The organism is Thalassoroseus pseudoceratinae (genome assembly GCF_011634775.1).
Classification (GTDB): Bacteria; Planctomycetota; Planctomycetia; order Planctomycetales; family Planctomycetaceae; genus Thalassoroseus; species Thalassoroseus pseudoceratinae.
This window is the reverse complement of sequence record NZ_JAALXT010000005.1, coordinates 88,780-106,549: the sequence shown is the minus strand read 5'-3', so window position 1 is coordinate 106,549 and position 17,770 is coordinate 88,780. Positions and strand designations below refer to the sequence as shown.

Sequence of the window (17,770 nt, the reverse complement as noted above, 5' to 3'; positions counted from 1 at the left end):
ATCGCACCCACAGAATCGGCAAACATTATGTGGTGCAGTTCGCAACGCGACTTGCCCCTCGTCAAAGAAATCAAAAACGCAGCTTTCGAGGAACCTAGGCAATGAAAGAAAGCGTTCAAACACTGATTTACGTGGTCGTCGCAGTGGTTTGTGCGGCGTTTGCGTATGGGGCGTATACACAGTCTCAACCGAATACGCTCTCCGATTTTGTCAAAGTCGGGGAAGAGTTTTATCCCGATTTCGACAACCCCACCGCCGCCAAGTCACTGGAGATTTTCGAGTATGACGAGAATCTCGCAACCATCAGTCGCTTCAAGATTGAATACGAAGACGGCGTGTGGCGAATTCCTTCCCACCACAATTATCCCGCTGAAGCCAAAGAAGAGTTATACAAAGTGGCCGCTTCGTTGGTTGGTGTGAAGCGAGAGGCACTGGCGGGACGGTTGGCGAATTCCCATCGGCGATATGGCGTGGTGGACCCGTTGACCGAAGACATGACGGTTCTCAAGGGACGCGGCCAACGAATCAAGTTGACCGACGCTGATGGCAACCTGCTTGTCGATTACATCATCGGAAAGCATCCGCAGGAAAACGATCGGCTGTATTACCTCCGTCGTCCGGACGAAGAGGAAACGTACCTCGTTGAACTTAAGCTCGACAACATTTCGACCAAGTTCGCAGACTGGATCGACCCCGATCTGCTGCAATTGAATTCCAGTGACCTGACGTTGCTTTCCCAGCAAGATGCGAAAATCAAAATGGTCCCGGTCGGTGCGGGCCGCGTGATGCCGGAGAAGGTTGCGGAAGAAGTCATCACACTGGACAAAGAGAACAGCCAGTGGAAATTGGAAGGACTCACCGACGACAAGAAAGAACTCAAGTCGACCGCCGTCAACACCATCACCACGGCGTTGGCCGGTCTTGAGTACGAAGGCGTGCGTCGGAAACCGGGCGGGCTGACGGGGGATTTGAAGATCGACCAGGAACTTCTGCCACCGGGGGTGAGTCTTCAGGAAGTCATTCGGTTCTTGTCTGGCGGATTGCTGCCGCAACTTCAGGACAAAGGCTACACAGTTCTGCTCGATTCCCAAGGCAATCCGCAGAAAGTGGAAGACTTACAGTTCGAAATTCACGGCGAAGGCGGTGAGATGGTTGTCGGCACCCGTGACGGGCTGAAGTACTATTTACACTTCGGGAAGACGTTTCGCGGGACACGTCGGCAAATCCAAGTTGGCGATACCGGCACAGCGACCGAGGATGAAGACGCCAGCTTGACGGACGCCCCCGATGAAACAGGCGAGGCCGACGAAGACGAATCGTCCGAAAAAGAAGACCCGCAGAACCCGACGTCGCTGAGTCGCTATCTGATGGTCCGAGTTGCGTTCGATCCGTCGTTGGTTCCAGGGCGACCCACCAAACCGACCGAACCCAAAGCATTGCCACCGTCGCAAGATCCCGGCGAACCGGCGATTGCACAGCGTCCGAATGCGAAACCGACGAAACAGCAAATGGATCAGTACCAAGCGGACCTCGAACGCTACGAGGAAGACTTGAAAACGTTCGAAACAAAGTTGGATGGCTTGCGTGAGGAAGCCGCCGAGATGAATCAGCGATTCGCGGATTGGTACTACTTGGTTTCCAATGAGAGCTACGACAAACTCAAATTCACTCGCGATGAGATCGTGCAGCTCAAATCCGATAAACCGGCCAGCCCACCTGCGGGAATGCCACAGGGCGGGTTCCCCGGTGGCGGATTTCCGGGCGGCGGACTACCTGGTGGTTTGAACTTTGGTCCCAGTGGAAACTAAGACCAACAAATTTAAAAAGCTTGTCGAGAAGCTCGCTGGTCATCACCGGCGGGCTTTTTTCGTTGGCTGAGCATTCGATTTTGGTCCAGAAATCGATGTTGCCAGATTGGACGGTTCGCGGGTAGACTTCCGGCCTCTCTCTCACCTCAAAAAAAATCATTTCGCCCAGGAAGGAATTCGCCATGGATCGGCGAACCGTTCGCGCTATGTTGTTGGCCGTGCTGACGGTCGGTCTGCTTTCTTGGACTCAAATTGGCTTCGCTCAAATGGCCTCCACCGCTCAACCGGTGACCGGGGCAACGACGGTGGCGAAACCGGTTGCCCAGACAATGGCCGCCGTGCCACAGACCGTGCAGTGGCAACCGAATCTCCAAGCGGCTCATCGGTTATCGCAGCAAACCGGACGACCAATGTTGCTGGTGTTCGGGGCGTCCTGGTGTCACTTCTGTCACAAGTTGGAAGACGAGACTCTCGGCGATCCACGGATGGCAGCCTACGTGAATTCAATGTTCGTGCCCGTGCATCTCGACTTGGACAAAGACCAGCGAGTAGCGAAAATTCTCGGTGTGTCAGCGGTTCCGGCGACCATCGTCTTGAGCCCGCAAGCCGAACTTGTCGGCCGACACGACGGCTTCGCGAAGGTCGTCCCGTTTGCCCAAAAACTGGAACACTCCCGGCAGACATTTCTGGCCAGCCAAGAGAAAATTCAACAAGTCTCGCATGTTGATCCCACGCCGTAGCTGAGTTCGGCTTCGGTCTGCAACTTCTTGGCCTGATTCGGGTTGTTGCAGATATCTGGTCGTGAAACGCCGGTGCCGTTGGTGCTCTCGACTGGTCCAGTAGCGAACATGAGGCATAGAATCCCACGGTGATTTTCGTCAGCCAAACCGTGGATTCGACATGAAACAGATTCAACGTGTGATCAAGAACGTGCCGCAACATTGGGTCGGCGATGGTTTTCCTGTGCGAAGTCTATTTTCGTACCGCGACGGTGCCGAGTTTGATCCGTTCTTGTTGCTGGACTATGCCGGTCCTCACGAGTTTGCCCCATCGGCTCAAAAACGCGGCGTGGATGTTCACCCGCACAAAGGGTTTGAAACCGTCACGATTTTGTATCAAGGCGAGTTGGCCCATCGGGATTCGAGTGGCGGCAGCGGGAATCTGGGGCCGGGCGATGTGCAATGGATGACCGCCGGCAACGGCATCGTCCATGAGGAATTCCACAGTGAGGAGTTCACGCGGCGGGGCGGCATGCTCGAAATGGTGCAACTTTGGGTGAACTTACCCGCTGAACACAAACCGACGCCCCCGAAGTATCAAGACTTGCGAAACGAAGAGTTCCCGCGAGTCGCCCTGCCGAACGAAGCAGGGGAGGTGCGTGTGGTTGCGGGGGAACTGCTGAATGCGACCGGTCCCGCCAGTACGTTTACACCGATCAATGTGTGGGATATTCAACTCAACCCCGATATCGAAACAGAACTGTCCACGCCAACCGGCCACACATGCTTGCTGATCGTGCAACAAGGGGCACTGGTGGCCAACGATCAAGAACTGACAGCGGTGGAACTGGCGGTCTTCGAGCGTGAGGGGGACTTGGTCCGCCTGCGAGCCAATTCTGAAGCACGAGTGTTGGTGCTAACGGGGGAGCCGCTGAATGAACCGATCGTCGGCCAAGGTCCTTTCGTAATGAACACTCGCGACGAAATTCACGAAGCCATTCAGGATTACCAGGCTGGTAAAATGGGTGTTATTGGTGGTTGAGTGAGTTTTGTGGCCGAGTCTTTGGAAGCCGCCAGTGAGTGGACTCGTTGGTTGTGTTGAGGACCGGCTCAGCATGTCGTATGCTCCGTGCACGATTGATCAAGCTTCCGATCCCAGTCCGGGGAACATGACATGCGATTGGCCAAGGTCCTGCTTTCGAGCAATGAATTGCGAATGGCGATGGTGGAAGACGACCATCTGCGTTTGCTCGATCTCACGCAAGTTGACCACGTGCGAACATTTAGCGACGTACTTCATGCGCCCGATCCCATCGGCTTATCCAAGTTCCTGGTGGATCAAACCGAAGACCCGCTCGGTTGGGATGACGTTCAGTGGCTGGCACCGATTGACCGTCAGGAAGTTTGGGCAGCCGGTGTGACCTACCAGCGGAGTCAGAAAGCTCGGATGGAAGAGTCCGAATCGGCCGCGTCTCATTACGATCGGGTTTACACTGCCGACCGTCCAGAGTTGTTCTTCAAGGGCATGCCACGACGGGTTTCCGGCCCTGGCGAACCGGTCCGCGTACGAGCCGACAGCAATTGGTCGGTCCCGGAACCGGAATTCGCTTTGGTCATCAGTCCGGATATGCGAATCGTCGGACACACCGTGGGAAATGATATGTCCGCGCGAGACATCGAAGGCGAAAACCCATTGTATTTGCCGCAGGCGAAAGTCTATGACCAATGTTGTGGTCTTGGGCCGTGCGTGCAGGTGGCCGACCCCGATCAACCGCTGAGTCTGACCGAAACCGAAATCACGCTGCGGATTTCACGAAATCAGAACGAAGTGTTCCAGGGCAACACCAATCTGGGTGAGTTGGCACGGAGTTTGGATGGTCTTGTCGATTGGCTCGGCCGCGATCACAGCTTCCCCGATGGCGTCATTCTTTTGACGGGCACCGGCATCATTCCGCCGGACGAATTCACGCTGGAGAACGGTGATTCGGTCTCCATCGAGATCACCGGAATCGGCACGTTGACCAATCCCGTGGTGAAAGATAGCTGAGGCTATCCGAGACGGATTCGGGCTTTTCATCAAAATTTCGCTGCTCGCTCCTGCGCGGATGGCTCGAATTCGATATGCTGTGCGAAGTCCGTTATCAAGAGCGAGCGCTCGTTTTCAGACCCAAAGTTACGAGAGTGACAGCATGCGACGAATCGCGATTTTGACCGCCGGTGGAGACACACCAGCATTAAACGCGACCATTCACGGAGCGGTCGAACGGGCCAACCAACTGGAAATTGAAGTCTACGGAATCGTCAAAGGTTTCGGCGGCATGATCGACAGCCGCGTTCCGCACGTCCGTTTGAATCCGCTGTATTCCACCATTCCCGAACTTGACCCCCGCTTGGGGGGGACGTTGTTGGGCGCATCGCGAACCTACATCGACCCTGCCAAGACGGATGAACTCAAGCAGGTCATGCAGCGGCTCTCCAAGTTGGAACTGGAGGGGCTCATTTGTATCGGCGGTGACGGCACAATCAGTGGGATGCAGCCGCTAACCGAGTACTTCCCATGCGTGTTGGCTCCCAAGACGATCGACAACGACCTTGGGTTGAACTATCTCGATGAGTGCAACGCCTGGCGACGTGTGACCACGCCGGATGGTCGAACCGACTACGTCTACGAATGTGACCGGGAGGAACTCGAACTCGGGGAAATTATCAATTTCGCCGTCCCTGGATACGCAACGGCGGTTTTCGTGGTGGCTCAGTCGATTTCGCGAATCCGCACCACGGCAGAAAGCCATCGACGAATTGCCATTGTCGAGGTGATGGGGCGGCACTCCGGATATATCGCTCTTGGATCGGCGTACGGACAGCCCGATATCATCTTGTTGCCTGAGTCTCGCATGGATCTCGATCACGTCGAAGCACGGGTTCGCGAGTTGTACGACATGCAGAAACACGTCGTCATCGCCATCGGTGAAGGCGTGGAAGACGATCAAGGCAACATGCTGGGGGCGGAATCGTTCTCAGTGGACCCCGCAGGGAATGTCCGACTCAGCGGTGCCGCCGAAGCACTGAAAGCCATGCTTTGCGAGCGTCTTGGCGATGAGTTCTTTATCTCCCGCCGACGCGACATGAAAGCGACCAGCGCGATCTTCACCCGGAAAGTGGGGCACACGCAACGTGGTGGTCGTCCGATTCAATTTGACCGGTTTTATGCCTCGCAACTTGGTGGGAAGGCCGTCGATCTCATCAATGAAGGTCGGAATAACGAAATCGCAACCTTGCAGTGGTCTGACTCACGTGGGTTCTATGTCGATTCGATCCATGCGAACAAAATGTGCGACCGTTGGAACCACATTCACGCTCGTCGCTTGCACCCATCGTTCTACGACTCTCATCGCATGCAACCCTCGAAACTCGGTCGCGCGTTTCTCAAGACCATTTTCGACAACGCGATTGGCTCCGACGATGTGGAACACATTCTGAACACGGCTTTCAGTCCTAGCAATTTGAACAATCGCTATCAAAGTATGAATGTCGATGTCCACAAACGGATGCAGTTCTTGGATTAACGCCAACCGAATACTGACGGGCATTTTTTCGAAAGTTTTTTAGACAAACTTTGTGAGCGGGCGGGTCAATGGGTTATTGTGAATGATCCAATGCCCAACATTTCCGATCAGGTTCACGACTGCCTACTGCGACTCTCGCAAGGATCGTCAGAAGCTCTCGATGCGCTCTACGATCTTACCGCGAGTCGGTTGGTGCGGTACGCGTACGCTCTGACCCGGCATCGGGATGATGCGGAAGACGTCTTTCAGGCGGCATTCGTCCGCGTCGCCCGACGTCCGCACGGTTTGGTTCGGGCGGATTACCCGTGGGCTTATTTGCTGAGAATCGTCCGAAACGAAGCGTTTCGATTGCTCAGTCGCCGAAAACCGGTCCCTCTGCCATCCATCGTGTTGGAATCGCATGTGGAGGTTGGGATCGAACTCGATCAGGAAGAACTGCGTCGGCATATCCAAGTGGCATTGGAGAAATTGCCGATCACTCAATCGGAAGTTGTCGTTTTGAAGGTTTGGGAGGAAATGACGTTCGCGGAAATTGCGGCGGTGATGGACGAATCACCGAACACAATTGCCAGCCGTTACCGGTACGCCTTACAGAAATTGCAGCCGATGTTGGAATCCCTGGCCAACGAGGTGACGCATGACTGATCATCACGACGCTGAATTTGCAGAGTTCGAGCAACTGATTCGCTTGGGTGCGGATGAACCGACATTGCCTTCGTCGTTGCGTCGTCGCACGATGCAGCAAGTGGAGCGAACGTGCCAAGTCGACCGATGGCGTGAACGCATCTTGGGGGCGGTATCGCTGTTGGCGGTTGTGTGCGGTTTGTGCCTGTCGATCCGCCCGCTTCCATCGATCAGTCATGTGTTGTCGCTTCGGAGTATGACGCAAATTCTCTTTGAAGACGGGTTCCACACAACTTCCCCCGCCGTGATTGAGTTGGACGCCGAACTGATGTTCGAGCAAGACGTTCAAACTCTCCGCGAGCGTCAATTGCGTTGGCAACCACTCACCAAACCGTTTCCGCCACACTCGCTGTAGAGCTGTCGGCCGGTGTGGTGTCGTCGTGCAAAATGCTGTCGAAGTTGAACTGTGCCGATGATGCCGGGATACTCAAAACACATATCCCGCATGATCCACAATGATGCTCGATTGGAGATCACACGATGACACGCTGCTGCCAACCCCAGCCAACGGAATCAACAAGTCCGTCGCGACACAAGTGGTTATCGCTCGTTCTACTCACCACTGGTGCGATTCTGTCGGTCCTGGTGATCGAGCGAAGCGAAGCGGCGGAAAGTTCTCGTAAGCCGAACATTGTGCTCATCATGGCCGATGACCTAGGGTTCGCGGATCTTGGGTGTTACGGCTCGGAAATTCAAACGCCGAATCTGGACCGTCTTGCGGCGAACGGTTTGCGGTTATCGCAATTTTACAACACGGCGAAATGTCACTCATCGCGAGTTTCGTTGCTGACGGGTGTGTACTGCGACCAAGCCGGTAGCGCGTCGCTCAGTCGTGGGGCGACGATTGCCGAAGTGCTCTCGAAGGCAGGTTACTTGACCGCGATGGTCGGAAAATGGCATCTGAGCAAACAGCCGACAGACTTCGGTTTCGATCGGTATTGGGGACATCTTTCCGGAGCCACGAATTTTTTCACCGGCGACAACACTTTCCGATTGAACGGCGAGCAATGGGAAGTCCCCGAGACGCTGAACGGGCGACCGTTCTACACCACAAATGCGATCGGCGATTTCGCGTTGCAGTTCCTGGATGAAGCCAGTGAAAGCGAGAAACCATTCTTGCTGTATGTGGCTTTCAACGCTCCGCACTATCCGCTGCAAGCACCGAAGGAAGCCGTGAAAAAGTACGACGGCGTCTACGATGCCGGTTGGGACGAAATCCGGCGGGAGCGTCACCAGCGACAGATCGAAAGTGGTTTGCTACCCGCGAAATGGAAGCTGAGTCCGCGTCCGGACCATATCCCCGCTTGGGAGGAACTCGCCGACGACGAACAACAATGGGAAGCCGACCGGATGGAAGTGTTCGCAGCGATGGTCGATGTCCTCGATCAGAACGTCGGCCGCATTGTGGATGATCTGAAGCAAAAAGACGCCCTCGATAACACACTCTTCTTGTTCTGCTCCGATAACGGCGCATGTCCTTTCGAACGGACGCGGGGACGCAATCTCAAGCCGTGGAACCCAAAATCGTATTGGACCTACGATGCCAGCTGGGCCCACGCGGGGAACACACCATTCCGGTTGTACAAACAGAATCAGCACGAAGGTGGGATCTCTTCACCGCTCATCGCTCACTGGCCGGACGGACTGAAAACCGAACCCGGATCGATTGTCCGTCAGCCGGGGCATCTCATCGACTTTATGGCGACGTTTATCGACGTCGCGGATGCAAAGTACCCGACGCAAATTGGCGATCGGAAGATTGATCCGCTTCAGGGGCGATCGTTGTTACCGATCTTCCACGGCCAGACCCGCCAACCACACGAAAACTTGTACTTCCATTTCGGCACCGATCGGGCGTTGCGTCAAGGCGATTGGAAACTTGTCTCCGCCAAACGCGGCCGCTGGGAACTTTACAATCTCGCCGATGACCGCACCGAACTCCATGACCTGGCCGATCAGCATCCCGAACGGGTTCAGCAGATGTCTGCTCAATGGTTCGAGATGGCGGAAAACCTGGATCGCCTCAAAGGTCGGCAACTGGCACCGGTTCGCGACGAACTCACACCGTTGAACTTCCGCAAGAGCACAAGAAATCAATTGAAGCCGAAACGTAAGAAGTGATCTCCGATTCACGATACGCTTGTTAACCTGTGCTGGATCGGTTAACATCTGTTTGGATCAATCGGATCGGAATGGAGACGGCACGTGGTCCGACGGTGCAACCATTATGATGCAGCCTTCGAGGAATTTCTGCGTGCCGGGTACGTGCCGTATGTGGCGATTGACGAAAAACGGCGAGCCCTCATCGACGACGCATCATTGAAGTCGTTCGACTTCATCGTATCGGCGAAAGAGGGGCCCAATCTGCTGGTCGATGTCAAAGGACGGAAGTTCCCAACGGCTGGTCAATCGAAATGGGAGAACTGGGCCACTGAGGATGACATTGAGAGTCTCCAACATTGGCAGACGGTATTTGGCGAAGGTTTTCGGGCATGGTTGATCTTCGCGTACCAAATTCTCGATGACCAGTGGGAAACGGAGTTCGACACCGCGTCGGTTGTGCGTTATCGTGAAGAAACCTATGCTTTTTACGGCGTGAGTGTGGACGAATTCGCCGCCGCGATGCGAGTTCGTTCCTCACGTTGGGGCACGGTCACATTGCCGCGCGGAGTGTTTCGAGAATTACGCTCACCGATCTCGGACATGCTATGAAGCCGTCACGTTTGTGGGAATCGACTATGATCCGTCGGGTTTGTTGGGGATTGACGTTCGTCTTGGGAAGCTTGGTTACGTGGCCGGTCGCTGCGCAAACAGAAGCCGATCCCAACACCACACCGCCACAGAACGCACCAACTCCACCGACGCAAATCGTTCAGACCCAGAGCTTTGTCGTCGAGTACATCATTGTGGGGGGATTGGCGGGACTGGCGTTGTTCGCGGTATGCAAGTCGAGTCGTCGTGTCTGATTTGGATGACAATCCGGTAGTCATCAGCGGTGTTGGGCTGACGACTTCACTCGGAATCGATCGAGAAACCACATGGCGGAACCTTCTCGCCGGTCATTCCGGTGTGCGATGCGTCGAACCAACGGAGCTGGAACATCGCGATCGTCGTGGTCATTGGCCGGTGAACGTGTTAGCTGCTCCGGCTCGACTTTTGTCCGACGCGGGAATGGCCGAATCGAATCCGTTGACGCGATTGATCGAGCAAGCCGCGTATGAAGCCACGGAGGAGGCTCGGTTTTCCGAAATCGATCGTCCCCGTCATCGGCTCGGTTGTGTGATCGGCACCAGCAAAGGTTCGCTGGCGGTGCTATCGCGATCGTCGAACGACCCCGCAACCGTCTGGCAACAACTTTTGCCTTCAACGCCAGCTTCGGAGATTGCCAAATCGTTCGATCTTCGGGGAGCCGCATTGTGTCCGGTGGCCGCTTGCACGACGGGTCTGGCGTGCTTGCAACGCGGGTACGAATTGGTTCGCGATGGCCACTGCGATGTGGTCCTCGCTGGCAGCGGAGATGCGTCGCTCGTGCCGATGTTGTACGCCGCTTATCAGAAAATGGGAGTGCTGGCGAAGACGAGTCCCGACATCGAACCCGCTGCGGTGTGTCGTCCGTTTGACCGCGCCCGGTCCGGCTTCGCACTCGGCGAAGGTGCGGCGGTGGTGGTGATGGAACGGGCACGGTCGGCCATCACTCGGGGATTGACTCCGTGGGCGGTTTGGCGAACTGGCGGAATGGCGGCGGATGCCAGTGGTCTCACCACGCTCGACCCGTCAGCGGCATCGACGACCAATCTGATTCACACCGTCTGCCAACGGGCCAACATATCCCCAATGGAAATCGATGCCATCAATGTCCACGGGACAGCCACGCTGATCAACGATTTGCACGAATCCCTTGCGATTCGCAACGTGTTTGGTTCGTCATCACAAGTGCCCTGCTTCGGCATCAAGGGAGGTCTTGGGCATTTGCTCGGGGCGGCGGGGAGTGTGGAGATCGCTGTCAGTTTGCTCGCACTCCGCGATGGAGTTCTCCCCGGCACCGTCAATTGTGACAACCTCGATCCGGCGTGCTCGCTGAACCTCTCGAATCAACCGATCCAACAGTCGGGACTGCATCGGTTGCTCAAGTTGTCGCTCGGCTTCGGCGGGCATTTGGGAGCCGTCTTGTTGGAACGGTGGAAGCAAGCCCCGCCCACGTCCGCGGTTTAGTCCAGGATGAGGTCACGGACTCTTACTCAATGATGGAAGAATCATCTTTCGGTGTCTCGACGCGGGGTTCTTGTCCCCCACGCAGGACACTGTTGCCGGCGAAGAGATTTCGTTGGTCAATGGCTTGCGGTTTGAGCCAGTCCTCTTCGTTCATTTGTCCGCTTTGACCGTATGCAGCGAGAGCGTTGTTGTAGACAACGTCCTCGATTTGCGATTGAGAAATCCCCCGCTCAGCCATGAGCTTGGCCGTCTTCGGTACCGCAAGCGGATCGGACACGCCCCAATCGGCAGCGGAATCGACGATGATCCGTTCCGAGCCGTACTTCTTGACGACCTCGACCATCCGTTCGTTGCCCATCTTGGTTTTGGGATAGATCGTGAACGCTGCCCAAAAACCGCGGTCGAGCACCTCTTTCACGGTTTCTTCGTTGTTGTGATCAATCACTGCCCGGTGCGGTTCCACTCCGTGTTCTTCGAGCACATCCATACTGCGGCTCGTGCCCTCTTTCTTGTTGCGGTGTGGGGTGTGAATCATGATCGGCAAATCGACTTCGTTGGCGAGTTCGACTTGCTCATGAAAGAAACGTTCTTCGGCGGCGGTTTGGTCGTCGAAACCGATTTCACCAACCGCGACCACACCTTCCTTCGCCAAGAACAATGGCAACGCCTCCATGACTTCTTCAGCCAAAGGCACATTGTTGGCTTCCTTGGAGTTCAGCCCGATACAGCAGTAATGCCGAATGCCGAACTGCCCGGCACGAAAGCGTTCGAACCCGACCAAGCTCGAATAGTAATCGAGGAAACTTCCGACCTTCGTTCGCGGCTGACCGAGCCAAAACGCCGGTTCGATAATCGCCACAATTCCGGCGGCGGCCATCGCTTCGTAATCGTCGGTGGTGCGGGATGTCACGTGGATATGAGGATCGATAATTCGCATGGTTTTTCTTGTCGGTTGTTCGTTGTGGGTTGTCAGTTGTCGAGTATGCCTTACAGCGGCCCAAATTGTTGCCGGTATTCGTCCACGAATGGATTCTCTTCATCCGGAAGGACATTCCACCGTTTCCACTTGTCGTCGATGATCAGTGGACGTTTTGTGAGAGGCGTCTTTCCCGCCGCGATTTCGACCGATCGCAGAAACATCTGTTTTTGAGCCCGTAGGTCGGACAGCCCGGCGATGAAAACGGTTCTGGTAGTGGGGATCATCACGGTCTTCGGATCGGGAGCATCGGTGTGTTCCAGTAAGCATCCCGGGTGGATGATGTGAGACACCCAATGATCGTTGTGATCGGGATATTCGTATAAGTCCAGACCTTCCATCACTCGCGGCCAATCCCAGATGGCGATGTCGCCGCCATTCCATCCCGCTCGATCCACGATTGTATCAAGTTTCACCCGCCAGCGTTTTCGCTGTCGTTCCGTCAACACAACTTCGGTTGTTTCTGCGTGGGGATCGGGCCAACCCGGCTCATGTAGCATGACGACGAAGTAAACGTCGAACTGATCGGCGACACGGTAGAGCACAGTATCGTCGGGCAATTCATGTTCGTTGTCATCCTTCTTCAAATACGGAAGGATCGATTCACAAACGTCGCGATACGGGTCTTTGATCAACACCGGAATTATCCTCCAGCTGATGACAACTGAGAGGCGATGTCACTCCAGGTGATTTTACCGTTACGGAGTTGGCGTTCGAGTTCGGGGTGTTTGCGGAGGGCTTCGGTGGCGGCGGGTTTGGAAGATTGCGAGAGTGCCAACGCGGCGGCTTGTTGTTCGAGCGGTTGGCCTTTCTCCAGAACTCGCGTCAAATCTTTGATGGCTGTGTCGTTTGCGAATGGTCCGACGCAACGCCAGAGTTCAGGGCTCACTTCCCGACCGGCGGCCCAGCGTTCATGGGCGTAGTCGATGAGCATTCGCATCAAGGTTGTGTTAGCGCGTTGGTCGAGACCGACGATCGGATCGAGCTGCAATTCAATGAACAACGCCTTGAGTACCATCTGATTCCATCGCCCCTCCTCCAAATGTTCGGCAGGGTATGGGTTCTGATGAGCGATCGACCGGAAGACGGCGGGAATGTTCGTTCGCATGCCTTCGGCAGCCCGCAGCACATGCACATTCGGATGAGGCAGCACGGGAATCGCTTGATACAACGCGACCAACTCGCCAACTTCGCCGGCAGCGAACAACTGGTCCAACGTTTCGATATAGCGTTCCTGATCCGTCGAGGGATACGAAAGCAATAGCAATGTGCGTGCGGTTTGGTCGAGCGTCCAACCGTTCGGCTGCCAACCCGGCCGGGCAGTCTCGGCTTGTTTCAGATCATCTTCGGTGAGTTGAAGATCGGCCTTCCCGACCTTTCGCGGAGCCATTCCAAACGCCAGGAACAATGCTCGTTGCTCACCACCGGGGATCTTTTGGATTCGGTCCTCAATCCAAGCGATCGCGTCATCCGAGGCTTGCCGATTGAGCCATTTCAGCAGCAAGTCGGCACAGTCTTTGGGATCAAAATCAGGAGGATTCAAAGTCGTTTCACTCATTCTCAGCTTGCCGTCACGAAGCAGATTCGGAACAGTCACGCCGTCATCGAAAACAACCGACCAACCGGATGGCGGTTGTGAGCGCGGAACTACTTCGAGTGTATCGGGGCCGACAGAAAGAATCCAACCAACAGATCGGCGGTTATCCTCGCGAGTTCCTTGGTATCTTCCTGTAAGAAATCGGACGTCTTCCCGAAGGATTCATCTTTTTCTTAACAAATCCAAATTGTTATGCGATACTAAGATCGCCACAGCGACGCAGGAGCAAAGTACGACTCGATCGACATACTCTTTAAGGCGGGGATTCTAGCATGCCCCATGCATCTGGTCCGTTTTCTTGGCAAAACATCAAAAGTCTTATTCGCGGAAGAATACCGGGACAGTTGATCATACAGTTCAGTGATCGTTGCAACGCCCGTTGTCCCCAATGCGAGATGCGAGTTCAGAACAAGTACGATCGAACGACCCTCGACGTTGCGTCTGTCGAGAAAGCCATCGACTCCGCTGCGAAAAAGAATGTGCAATCCGTTTCCTTCACCGGTGGTGAGCCGTTCTTGCATCAGGACGAAATTGTCCATCTGATTGGTTATGCGTCGAAAGCCGGAATCCCGTATATTCGCACCGGCACCAACGGGTTTATGTTCTGCGGTTCGGACAAACCGAACTTTGAGACCAAGGTCCGCCGGTTCGCCGAACGTTTGGCCGAGACGAATCTGTACACGTTCTGGATCAGCATTGATTCCGCCGATACCGAAGTCCACGAGCAAATGCGTGGGCTACCGGGGGTGATCAAAGGCATCGAGAAGGCCATACCAATTTTCCACGAGTACGGTATCTATCCCTCGGCGAATTTGGGGATCAATCGGAATGCCGGCGGAGATTACCACAAGTTGCTGCCAGAAGTTCCTGTTGACGAGGAAGACCCTCGGCGAATCTACGATTACTTCCGTGACGGATTCGATCGCTTCTACCGCAAGGCGGCCAATCTCGGATTTACAATCGTCAATATGTGTTATCCGATGAGTGTCGATCCCGACCAAGGCGATTCGCTGGACGCCGTGTACTCCGCGACCGCGTCGGATCGAATTGTCCGATTCCGGCCGGATGAAAAGATTCCGCTCTTTCAAGCTGTCTACGACACGGTGCCCGAACATCGTTCGCGAATTCGGATTTTCACGCCGCTGGTCTCATTACAAGCATTGATTAAGCAATATTCCGATGGTGAGAAATCACGTTACGGCTGCCGAGGGGGAATTGACTTCTTTTTCATGGACTCCACGAACGGGAACACCTACCCTTGTGGATATCGTGGCACTGAGGATCTCGGAAAGTTCTGGGAACTCGATACCAGCAAGATCAACAAGACCGCGAACTGTACCGATTGCGATTGGGAATGCTTCCGCGACCCATCGGAATTGACTGGTCCATTCCTCGATTTGTTTAGTCAACCGCTCCGCACGTCCGCCCGATTGCTCGGCGACAAGGAATGGACGCGACTTTGGCGGAACGACTTGAAGTACTATCGGGCTTGCGATTACTTCTGTGGTCGCATGGCACCCAGCATGAAAAAAATGGCTCGGTTTGCAAGCTCGTCTGCGACTTCAACCGATCACGACTCGACCACCCCATCTGATTTTGAATCCGAAACGACGACAAGTTTGGTATCGCACTAACAACCAGACCACTGCGTCTCAAATTCAATCCTCCCCCAGAAAACCGCACATCTCCAAGGAAACTTTCCGTCATGGCCAGCCGAGCCGACCTGCACGTTCACAGCAAACATTCGAACAAACCCACCGATTTTTACATCAAGCTCCTTGGTTCTGCGGAGAGCTACACCGAACCACTCGAAGTCTACAAGCGTGCGAAAGCCGCGGGGATGGACTTTGTCACTCTGTCCGATCACGACTGCATTGACGGGGCACTGGAGATTGCCCATTTGCCGGGAACGTTTCTCTCGACGGAAGTCACCACGACGTTCCCCGAAGACGGCTGCCGATTGCACTGTCTGGTCACCGGCATCACGGAAGCTCAATTCGCGGAAATCGACCGCATTCGCGAGAATATCTACGACTTCCGCCAGTTTCTCGCGGATGAAGACATCATCTATTCGGTGGCTCATCCGTTGTATCAAGTCAACGACCAGATGACGGTCGACCATGTCGAAAAGTTGCTGTTGTTGTTCGACCGTTTCGAAGCCATCAACGGGGCACGTCATCCGCGAGCGGCGGAAATGGTCCACGCCATTTGGACAACACTCACGCCGGAACACATTACCGAAATGGAAAACCGACAGGGCATGCAAGCCTGGTCGAAAACACCTTGGAAGAAGATCTTCACCGCCGGCAGCGACGACCACGGCGGTTCCTTCATCGCAAGTGCCTGGACCGAAACACCAGATGCAGCCACGGTCGACGAGTTTCTCGATCACCTTCGGAACGGCAACCATACGGCGTGTGGCGAACACGGATCCAGTCTTCAGTTGGCTCATAGTTTCGTTGCCATCGCTCGGGAAAGCTATCGCGAACGATTCCGTTCCGACGATTCTACTCGCGACGACATGATGGATTGGCTCTTCCGTCGACTGCTGGGAGAGAACACCAACCGTGATTATGACTGGTTTACGAAAGCCAAATTGCTGATCACCCCGGTTCTACAGGTGAGCAGTAAACGGGCCTTCGAAGCGTTGGAAACACGGTTGATCAATCGAATGGCGTCGGCAATTGATGAAGAACCGGCGTCGAGCGGTTCCGGTGTGTGGGACGGACCGCATCCGGATGACGCGGAGTTGAATAGTCGCGAAGCCCGCGAACAACAAACCTTCGCCACGGCTCGTCGTGTCAATCGGCGAATTTCCGCTCTGTTCCTGACGGACTTGGCCAAATCGGTTTCGGGCGGGCAATTTTTGGAATGTCTGCGAAGTTTGCCTCTCGCCGCCGCCACCGCGATTGCCCATTGGCCCTATTTGGCGTCCTTCAAGACGCAACATAAAGATGAACGGTTCCTGCAAGCCGTTGCCGACCATTTCCCCGCGGCTCGCAAAATGAAGCACCGCAGCAGCAAAAAGCTGTGGGTCTCCGACACGGTCGCAGATGTCAACGGTGTCGCCCGAACGGTGCAAGCCGTGGCCGCCGTGGCCCGCAAACGCGGCGAACATCTCACGCTCGCGACATGCTTGCCCGAAACGCCGGACTTGGATGTCAACGTCAAGAATTTTGTGCCGGTCTCGCAGTGTCCGCTGCCAGAGTATCCGGAGATCATCCTCAGCGTGCCATGTCTGTTGGAAATGTTGGAGTACATTGAGCGCGAAGAATTCTCCGAGGTGATTATCTCCACTCCGGGACCGCTCGGTTTGGCGGCTCGAATGGCAGGACAATGGCTGGGTTTGAAAGTTAGCGGCATTTATCACACCGACTTCCCCCGCTATGTGCGATTGCTCACGGGCCATGTGAATCTAGAAAACTGGACCTGGCAGTACATGCGGTGGTTCTTCGGACCGCTCGAAACCGTTTACGTGCCAAGCCAATTCTACATGCGGGCTTTGACCGAAAACGGATTCAATTCTAGCAAGCTCAAGCATATGCCTCGCGGAATCGAGATGGATCGGTTCTCACCCGAACATCGGGAAGCTGGCTTTTTCCAGAAATATGGTCTGGATGAAGGTTTTCAGTTTCTTTACGTCGGGCGGATTTCCCGAGAGAAAAACGTGCGTCGTCTGCTCGAGGCGTTTACGGTTCTCGCGGAGAAGAATCCGAACGTTCAACTTGCGATCGTCGGTGACGGCCCGGGTCGCGAACATTTGGAAGAAGAATTTCGCCATCCACGGATCGCGTTCACCGGCTATCTGCATGGCGAAGAACTTAGCACCGCCTATGCGAGTGCCAACGCCTTTGTCTTCCCCAGCACGACGGACACTTTTGGCAACGTCATTTTGGAAGCCCATGCCTCCGGGTTGCCGGCGATTGTTTCCGACAAGGGGGGGCCTAGTGAAATTGTTTCCGATGGCCGTTCCGGTTACGTCGTGTCCGTCGAGCAAACCGAACCGTTGGCGGAGGCGATGCAGAAACTCGCCGCCGATCCCCAGATGACACGGCTGATGGGTGACTACGCTCGTGAGCAAGTGAGTCGACGCAGTTGGGACGCGATTTTCGATATCCTCTGGAACACCACGCCGAGCAAAGCCGTTCCGGAATCTCGCTCCAATGATGTGATTCCTTCGTAGACCGAATTCGATTCAGAAACGCTAG

16 protein-coding genes are annotated in these 17,770 nt (G+C 55.1%); 13 read left to right on the top strand and 3 right to left on the bottom strand.

Going from position 1 to position 17,770, the window contains the following annotated elements:
- Positions 1-101: 101 nt before the first annotated feature.
- The 11 genes from G6R38_RS18245 to G6R38_RS18195 all read left to right on the top strand — a co-directional run bounded on the left by G6R38_RS18245 (position 102) and on the right by G6R38_RS18195 (position 10,989).
- Entirely contained in the window at positions 102-1,808 is a 1,707-nt protein-coding gene (locus tag G6R38_RS18245; protein WP_166830642.1) for a DUF4340 domain-containing protein, read from the top strand.
- Positions 1,809-1,990: 182 nt separating this feature from the next.
- A complete protein-coding gene (locus G6R38_RS18240) occupies positions 1,991-2,548 on the top strand; it encodes a thioredoxin family protein (RefSeq protein ID WP_166829423.1) in 558 nt (185 codons plus the stop codon).
- A 160-nt stretch (positions 2,549-2,708) separates the two neighbouring features.
- Positions 2,709-3,569, top strand: a complete 861-nt coding sequence (locus tag G6R38_RS18235) for a pirin family protein (RefSeq protein ID WP_166829420.1) — start codon at positions 2,709-2,711, stop codon at positions 3,567-3,569.
- 132 nt (positions 3,570-3,701) lie between these two features.
- The gene (locus G6R38_RS18230; RefSeq protein ID WP_166829417.1) at positions 3,702-4,574 is read left to right on the top strand and encodes a fumarylacetoacetate hydrolase family protein; all 873 of its coding nucleotides are present in this window, start codon (positions 3,702-3,704) and stop codon (positions 4,572-4,574) included.
- 142 nt (positions 4,575-4,716) lie between these two features.
- Positions 4,717-6,093, top strand: coding sequence for a 6-phosphofructokinase (locus G6R38_RS18225; RefSeq protein ID WP_166829414.1), 1,377 nt, complete (start codon positions 4,717-4,719; stop codon positions 6,091-6,093).
- Positions 6,094-6,183: 90 nt separating this feature from the next.
- Positions 6,184-6,738 (top strand): RNA polymerase sigma factor, encoded by a 555-nt coding sequence (locus G6R38_RS18220; protein ID WP_166829411.1) that lies wholly within the window; start codon positions 6,184-6,186, stop codon positions 6,736-6,738.
- Positions 6,731-7,132: a hypothetical protein gene (locus G6R38_RS18215; protein ID WP_166829408.1), complete on the top strand. Its 402-nt coding sequence runs from the start codon at positions 6,731-6,733 to the stop codon at positions 7,130-7,132. The genes G6R38_RS18220 and G6R38_RS18215 overlap by 8 nt, the downstream gene beginning before the upstream one ends.
- Positions 7,133-7,257: 125 nt before the next feature.
- A complete protein-coding gene (locus G6R38_RS18210; RefSeq protein WP_166829405.1) occupies positions 7,258-8,898 on the top strand; it encodes an arylsulfatase in 1,641 nt (546 codons plus the stop codon).
- A gap of 84 nt (positions 8,899-8,982) precedes the next feature.
- Complete coding sequence (locus G6R38_RS18205) at positions 8,983-9,489, top strand: HYExAFE family protein (RefSeq protein ID WP_166829402.1); 507 nt, start codon at positions 8,983-8,985, stop codon at positions 9,487-9,489.
- Between the two features lie 26 nt (positions 9,490-9,515).
- The gene (locus G6R38_RS18200) at positions 9,516-9,743 is read left to right on the top strand and encodes a hypothetical protein (protein WP_166829399.1); all 228 of its coding nucleotides are present in this window, start codon (positions 9,516-9,518) and stop codon (positions 9,741-9,743) included.
- On the top strand, positions 9,736-10,989 hold the full coding sequence (locus tag G6R38_RS18195; RefSeq protein WP_166829396.1) for a beta-ketoacyl-[acyl-carrier-protein] synthase family protein: 1,254 nt from the start codon (positions 9,736-9,738) through the stop codon (positions 10,987-10,989). The genes G6R38_RS18200 and G6R38_RS18195 overlap by 8 nt, the downstream gene beginning before the upstream one ends.
- A gap of 22 nt (positions 10,990-11,011) precedes the next feature.
- Here the strand turns inward: G6R38_RS18195 and G6R38_RS18190 are convergent, their stop codons facing one another.
- The 3 genes from G6R38_RS18190 to G6R38_RS18180 are packed head-to-tail and all read right to left on the bottom strand — an operon-like array spanning position 11,012 to position 13,562.
- Positions 11,012-11,926 carry a TatD family hydrolase gene (locus G6R38_RS18190; RefSeq protein ID WP_166829393.1) on the bottom strand — a complete coding sequence of 305 codons (915 nt, stop codon included), beginning with the start codon at positions 11,924-11,926 and terminating at the stop codon, positions 11,012-11,014.
- Between the two features lie 50 nt (positions 11,927-11,976).
- Positions 11,977-12,603 carry a hypothetical protein gene (locus G6R38_RS18185; RefSeq protein WP_166829390.1) on the bottom strand — a complete coding sequence of 209 codons (627 nt, stop codon included), beginning with the start codon at positions 12,601-12,603 and terminating at the stop codon, positions 11,977-11,979.
- A gap of 5 nt (positions 12,604-12,608) precedes the next feature.
- Complete coding sequence (locus tag G6R38_RS18180; protein ID WP_206028632.1) at positions 12,609-13,562, bottom strand: EboA domain-containing protein; 954 nt, start codon at positions 13,560-13,562, stop codon at positions 12,609-12,611.
- Positions 13,563-13,834: 272 nt separating this feature from the next.
- Between G6R38_RS18180 and G6R38_RS18175 the strand changes: the two genes are divergently transcribed.
- A complete protein-coding gene (locus G6R38_RS18175) occupies positions 13,835-15,196 on the top strand; it encodes a radical SAM protein (protein WP_166829387.1) in 1,362 nt (453 codons plus the stop codon).
- A gap of 71 nt (positions 15,197-15,267) precedes the next feature.
- Positions 15,268-17,745 (top strand): glycosyltransferase, encoded by a 2,478-nt coding sequence (locus G6R38_RS18170; RefSeq protein WP_166829383.1) that lies wholly within the window; start codon positions 15,268-15,270, stop codon positions 17,743-17,745.
- The last annotated feature ends 25 nt before the right edge of the window (positions 17,746-17,770 follow it).

Bases quoted from the DNA above. Each gene is read 5' to 3' on its own strand.
- G6R38_RS18245 (WP_166830642.1), top strand. From the start codon at position 102: ATGAAAGAAAGCGTTCAAACACTGATTTACGTGGTCGTCGCAGTGGTT.
- G6R38_RS18240 (WP_166829423.1), top strand. From the start codon at position 1,991: ATGGATCGGCGAACCGTTCGCGCTATGTTGTTGGCCGTGCTGACGGTC.
- G6R38_RS18235 (WP_166829420.1), top strand. From the start codon at position 2,709: ATGAAACAGATTCAACGTGTGATCAAGAACGTGCCGCAACATTGGGTC.
- G6R38_RS18230 (WP_166829417.1), top strand. From the start codon at position 3,702: ATGCGATTGGCCAAGGTCCTGCTTTCGAGCAATGAATTGCGAATGGCG.
- G6R38_RS18225 (WP_166829414.1), top strand. From the start codon at position 4,717: ATGCGACGAATCGCGATTTTGACCGCCGGTGGAGACACACCAGCATTA.
- G6R38_RS18220 (WP_166829411.1), top strand. From the start codon at position 6,184: ATGCCCAACATTTCCGATCAGGTTCACGACTGCCTACTGCGACTCTCG.
- G6R38_RS18215 (WP_166829408.1), top strand. From the start codon at position 6,731: ATGACTGATCATCACGACGCTGAATTTGCAGAGTTCGAGCAACTGATT.
- G6R38_RS18210 (WP_166829405.1), top strand. From the start codon at position 7,258: ATGACACGCTGCTGCCAACCCCAGCCAACGGAATCAACAAGTCCGTCG.
- G6R38_RS18200 (WP_166829399.1), top strand. From the start codon at position 9,516: ATGATCCGTCGGGTTTGTTGGGGATTGACGTTCGTCTTGGGAAGCTTG.
- G6R38_RS18190 (WP_166829393.1), bottom strand. From the start codon at position 11,926: ATGCGAATTATCGATCCTCATATCCACGTGACATCCCGCACCACCGAC.
- G6R38_RS18175 (WP_166829387.1), top strand. From the start codon at position 13,835: ATGCCCCATGCATCTGGTCCGTTTTCTTGGCAAAACATCAAAAGTCTT.
- G6R38_RS18170 (WP_166829383.1), top strand. From the start codon at position 15,268: ATGGCCAGCCGAGCCGACCTGCACGTTCACAGCAAACATTCGAACAAA.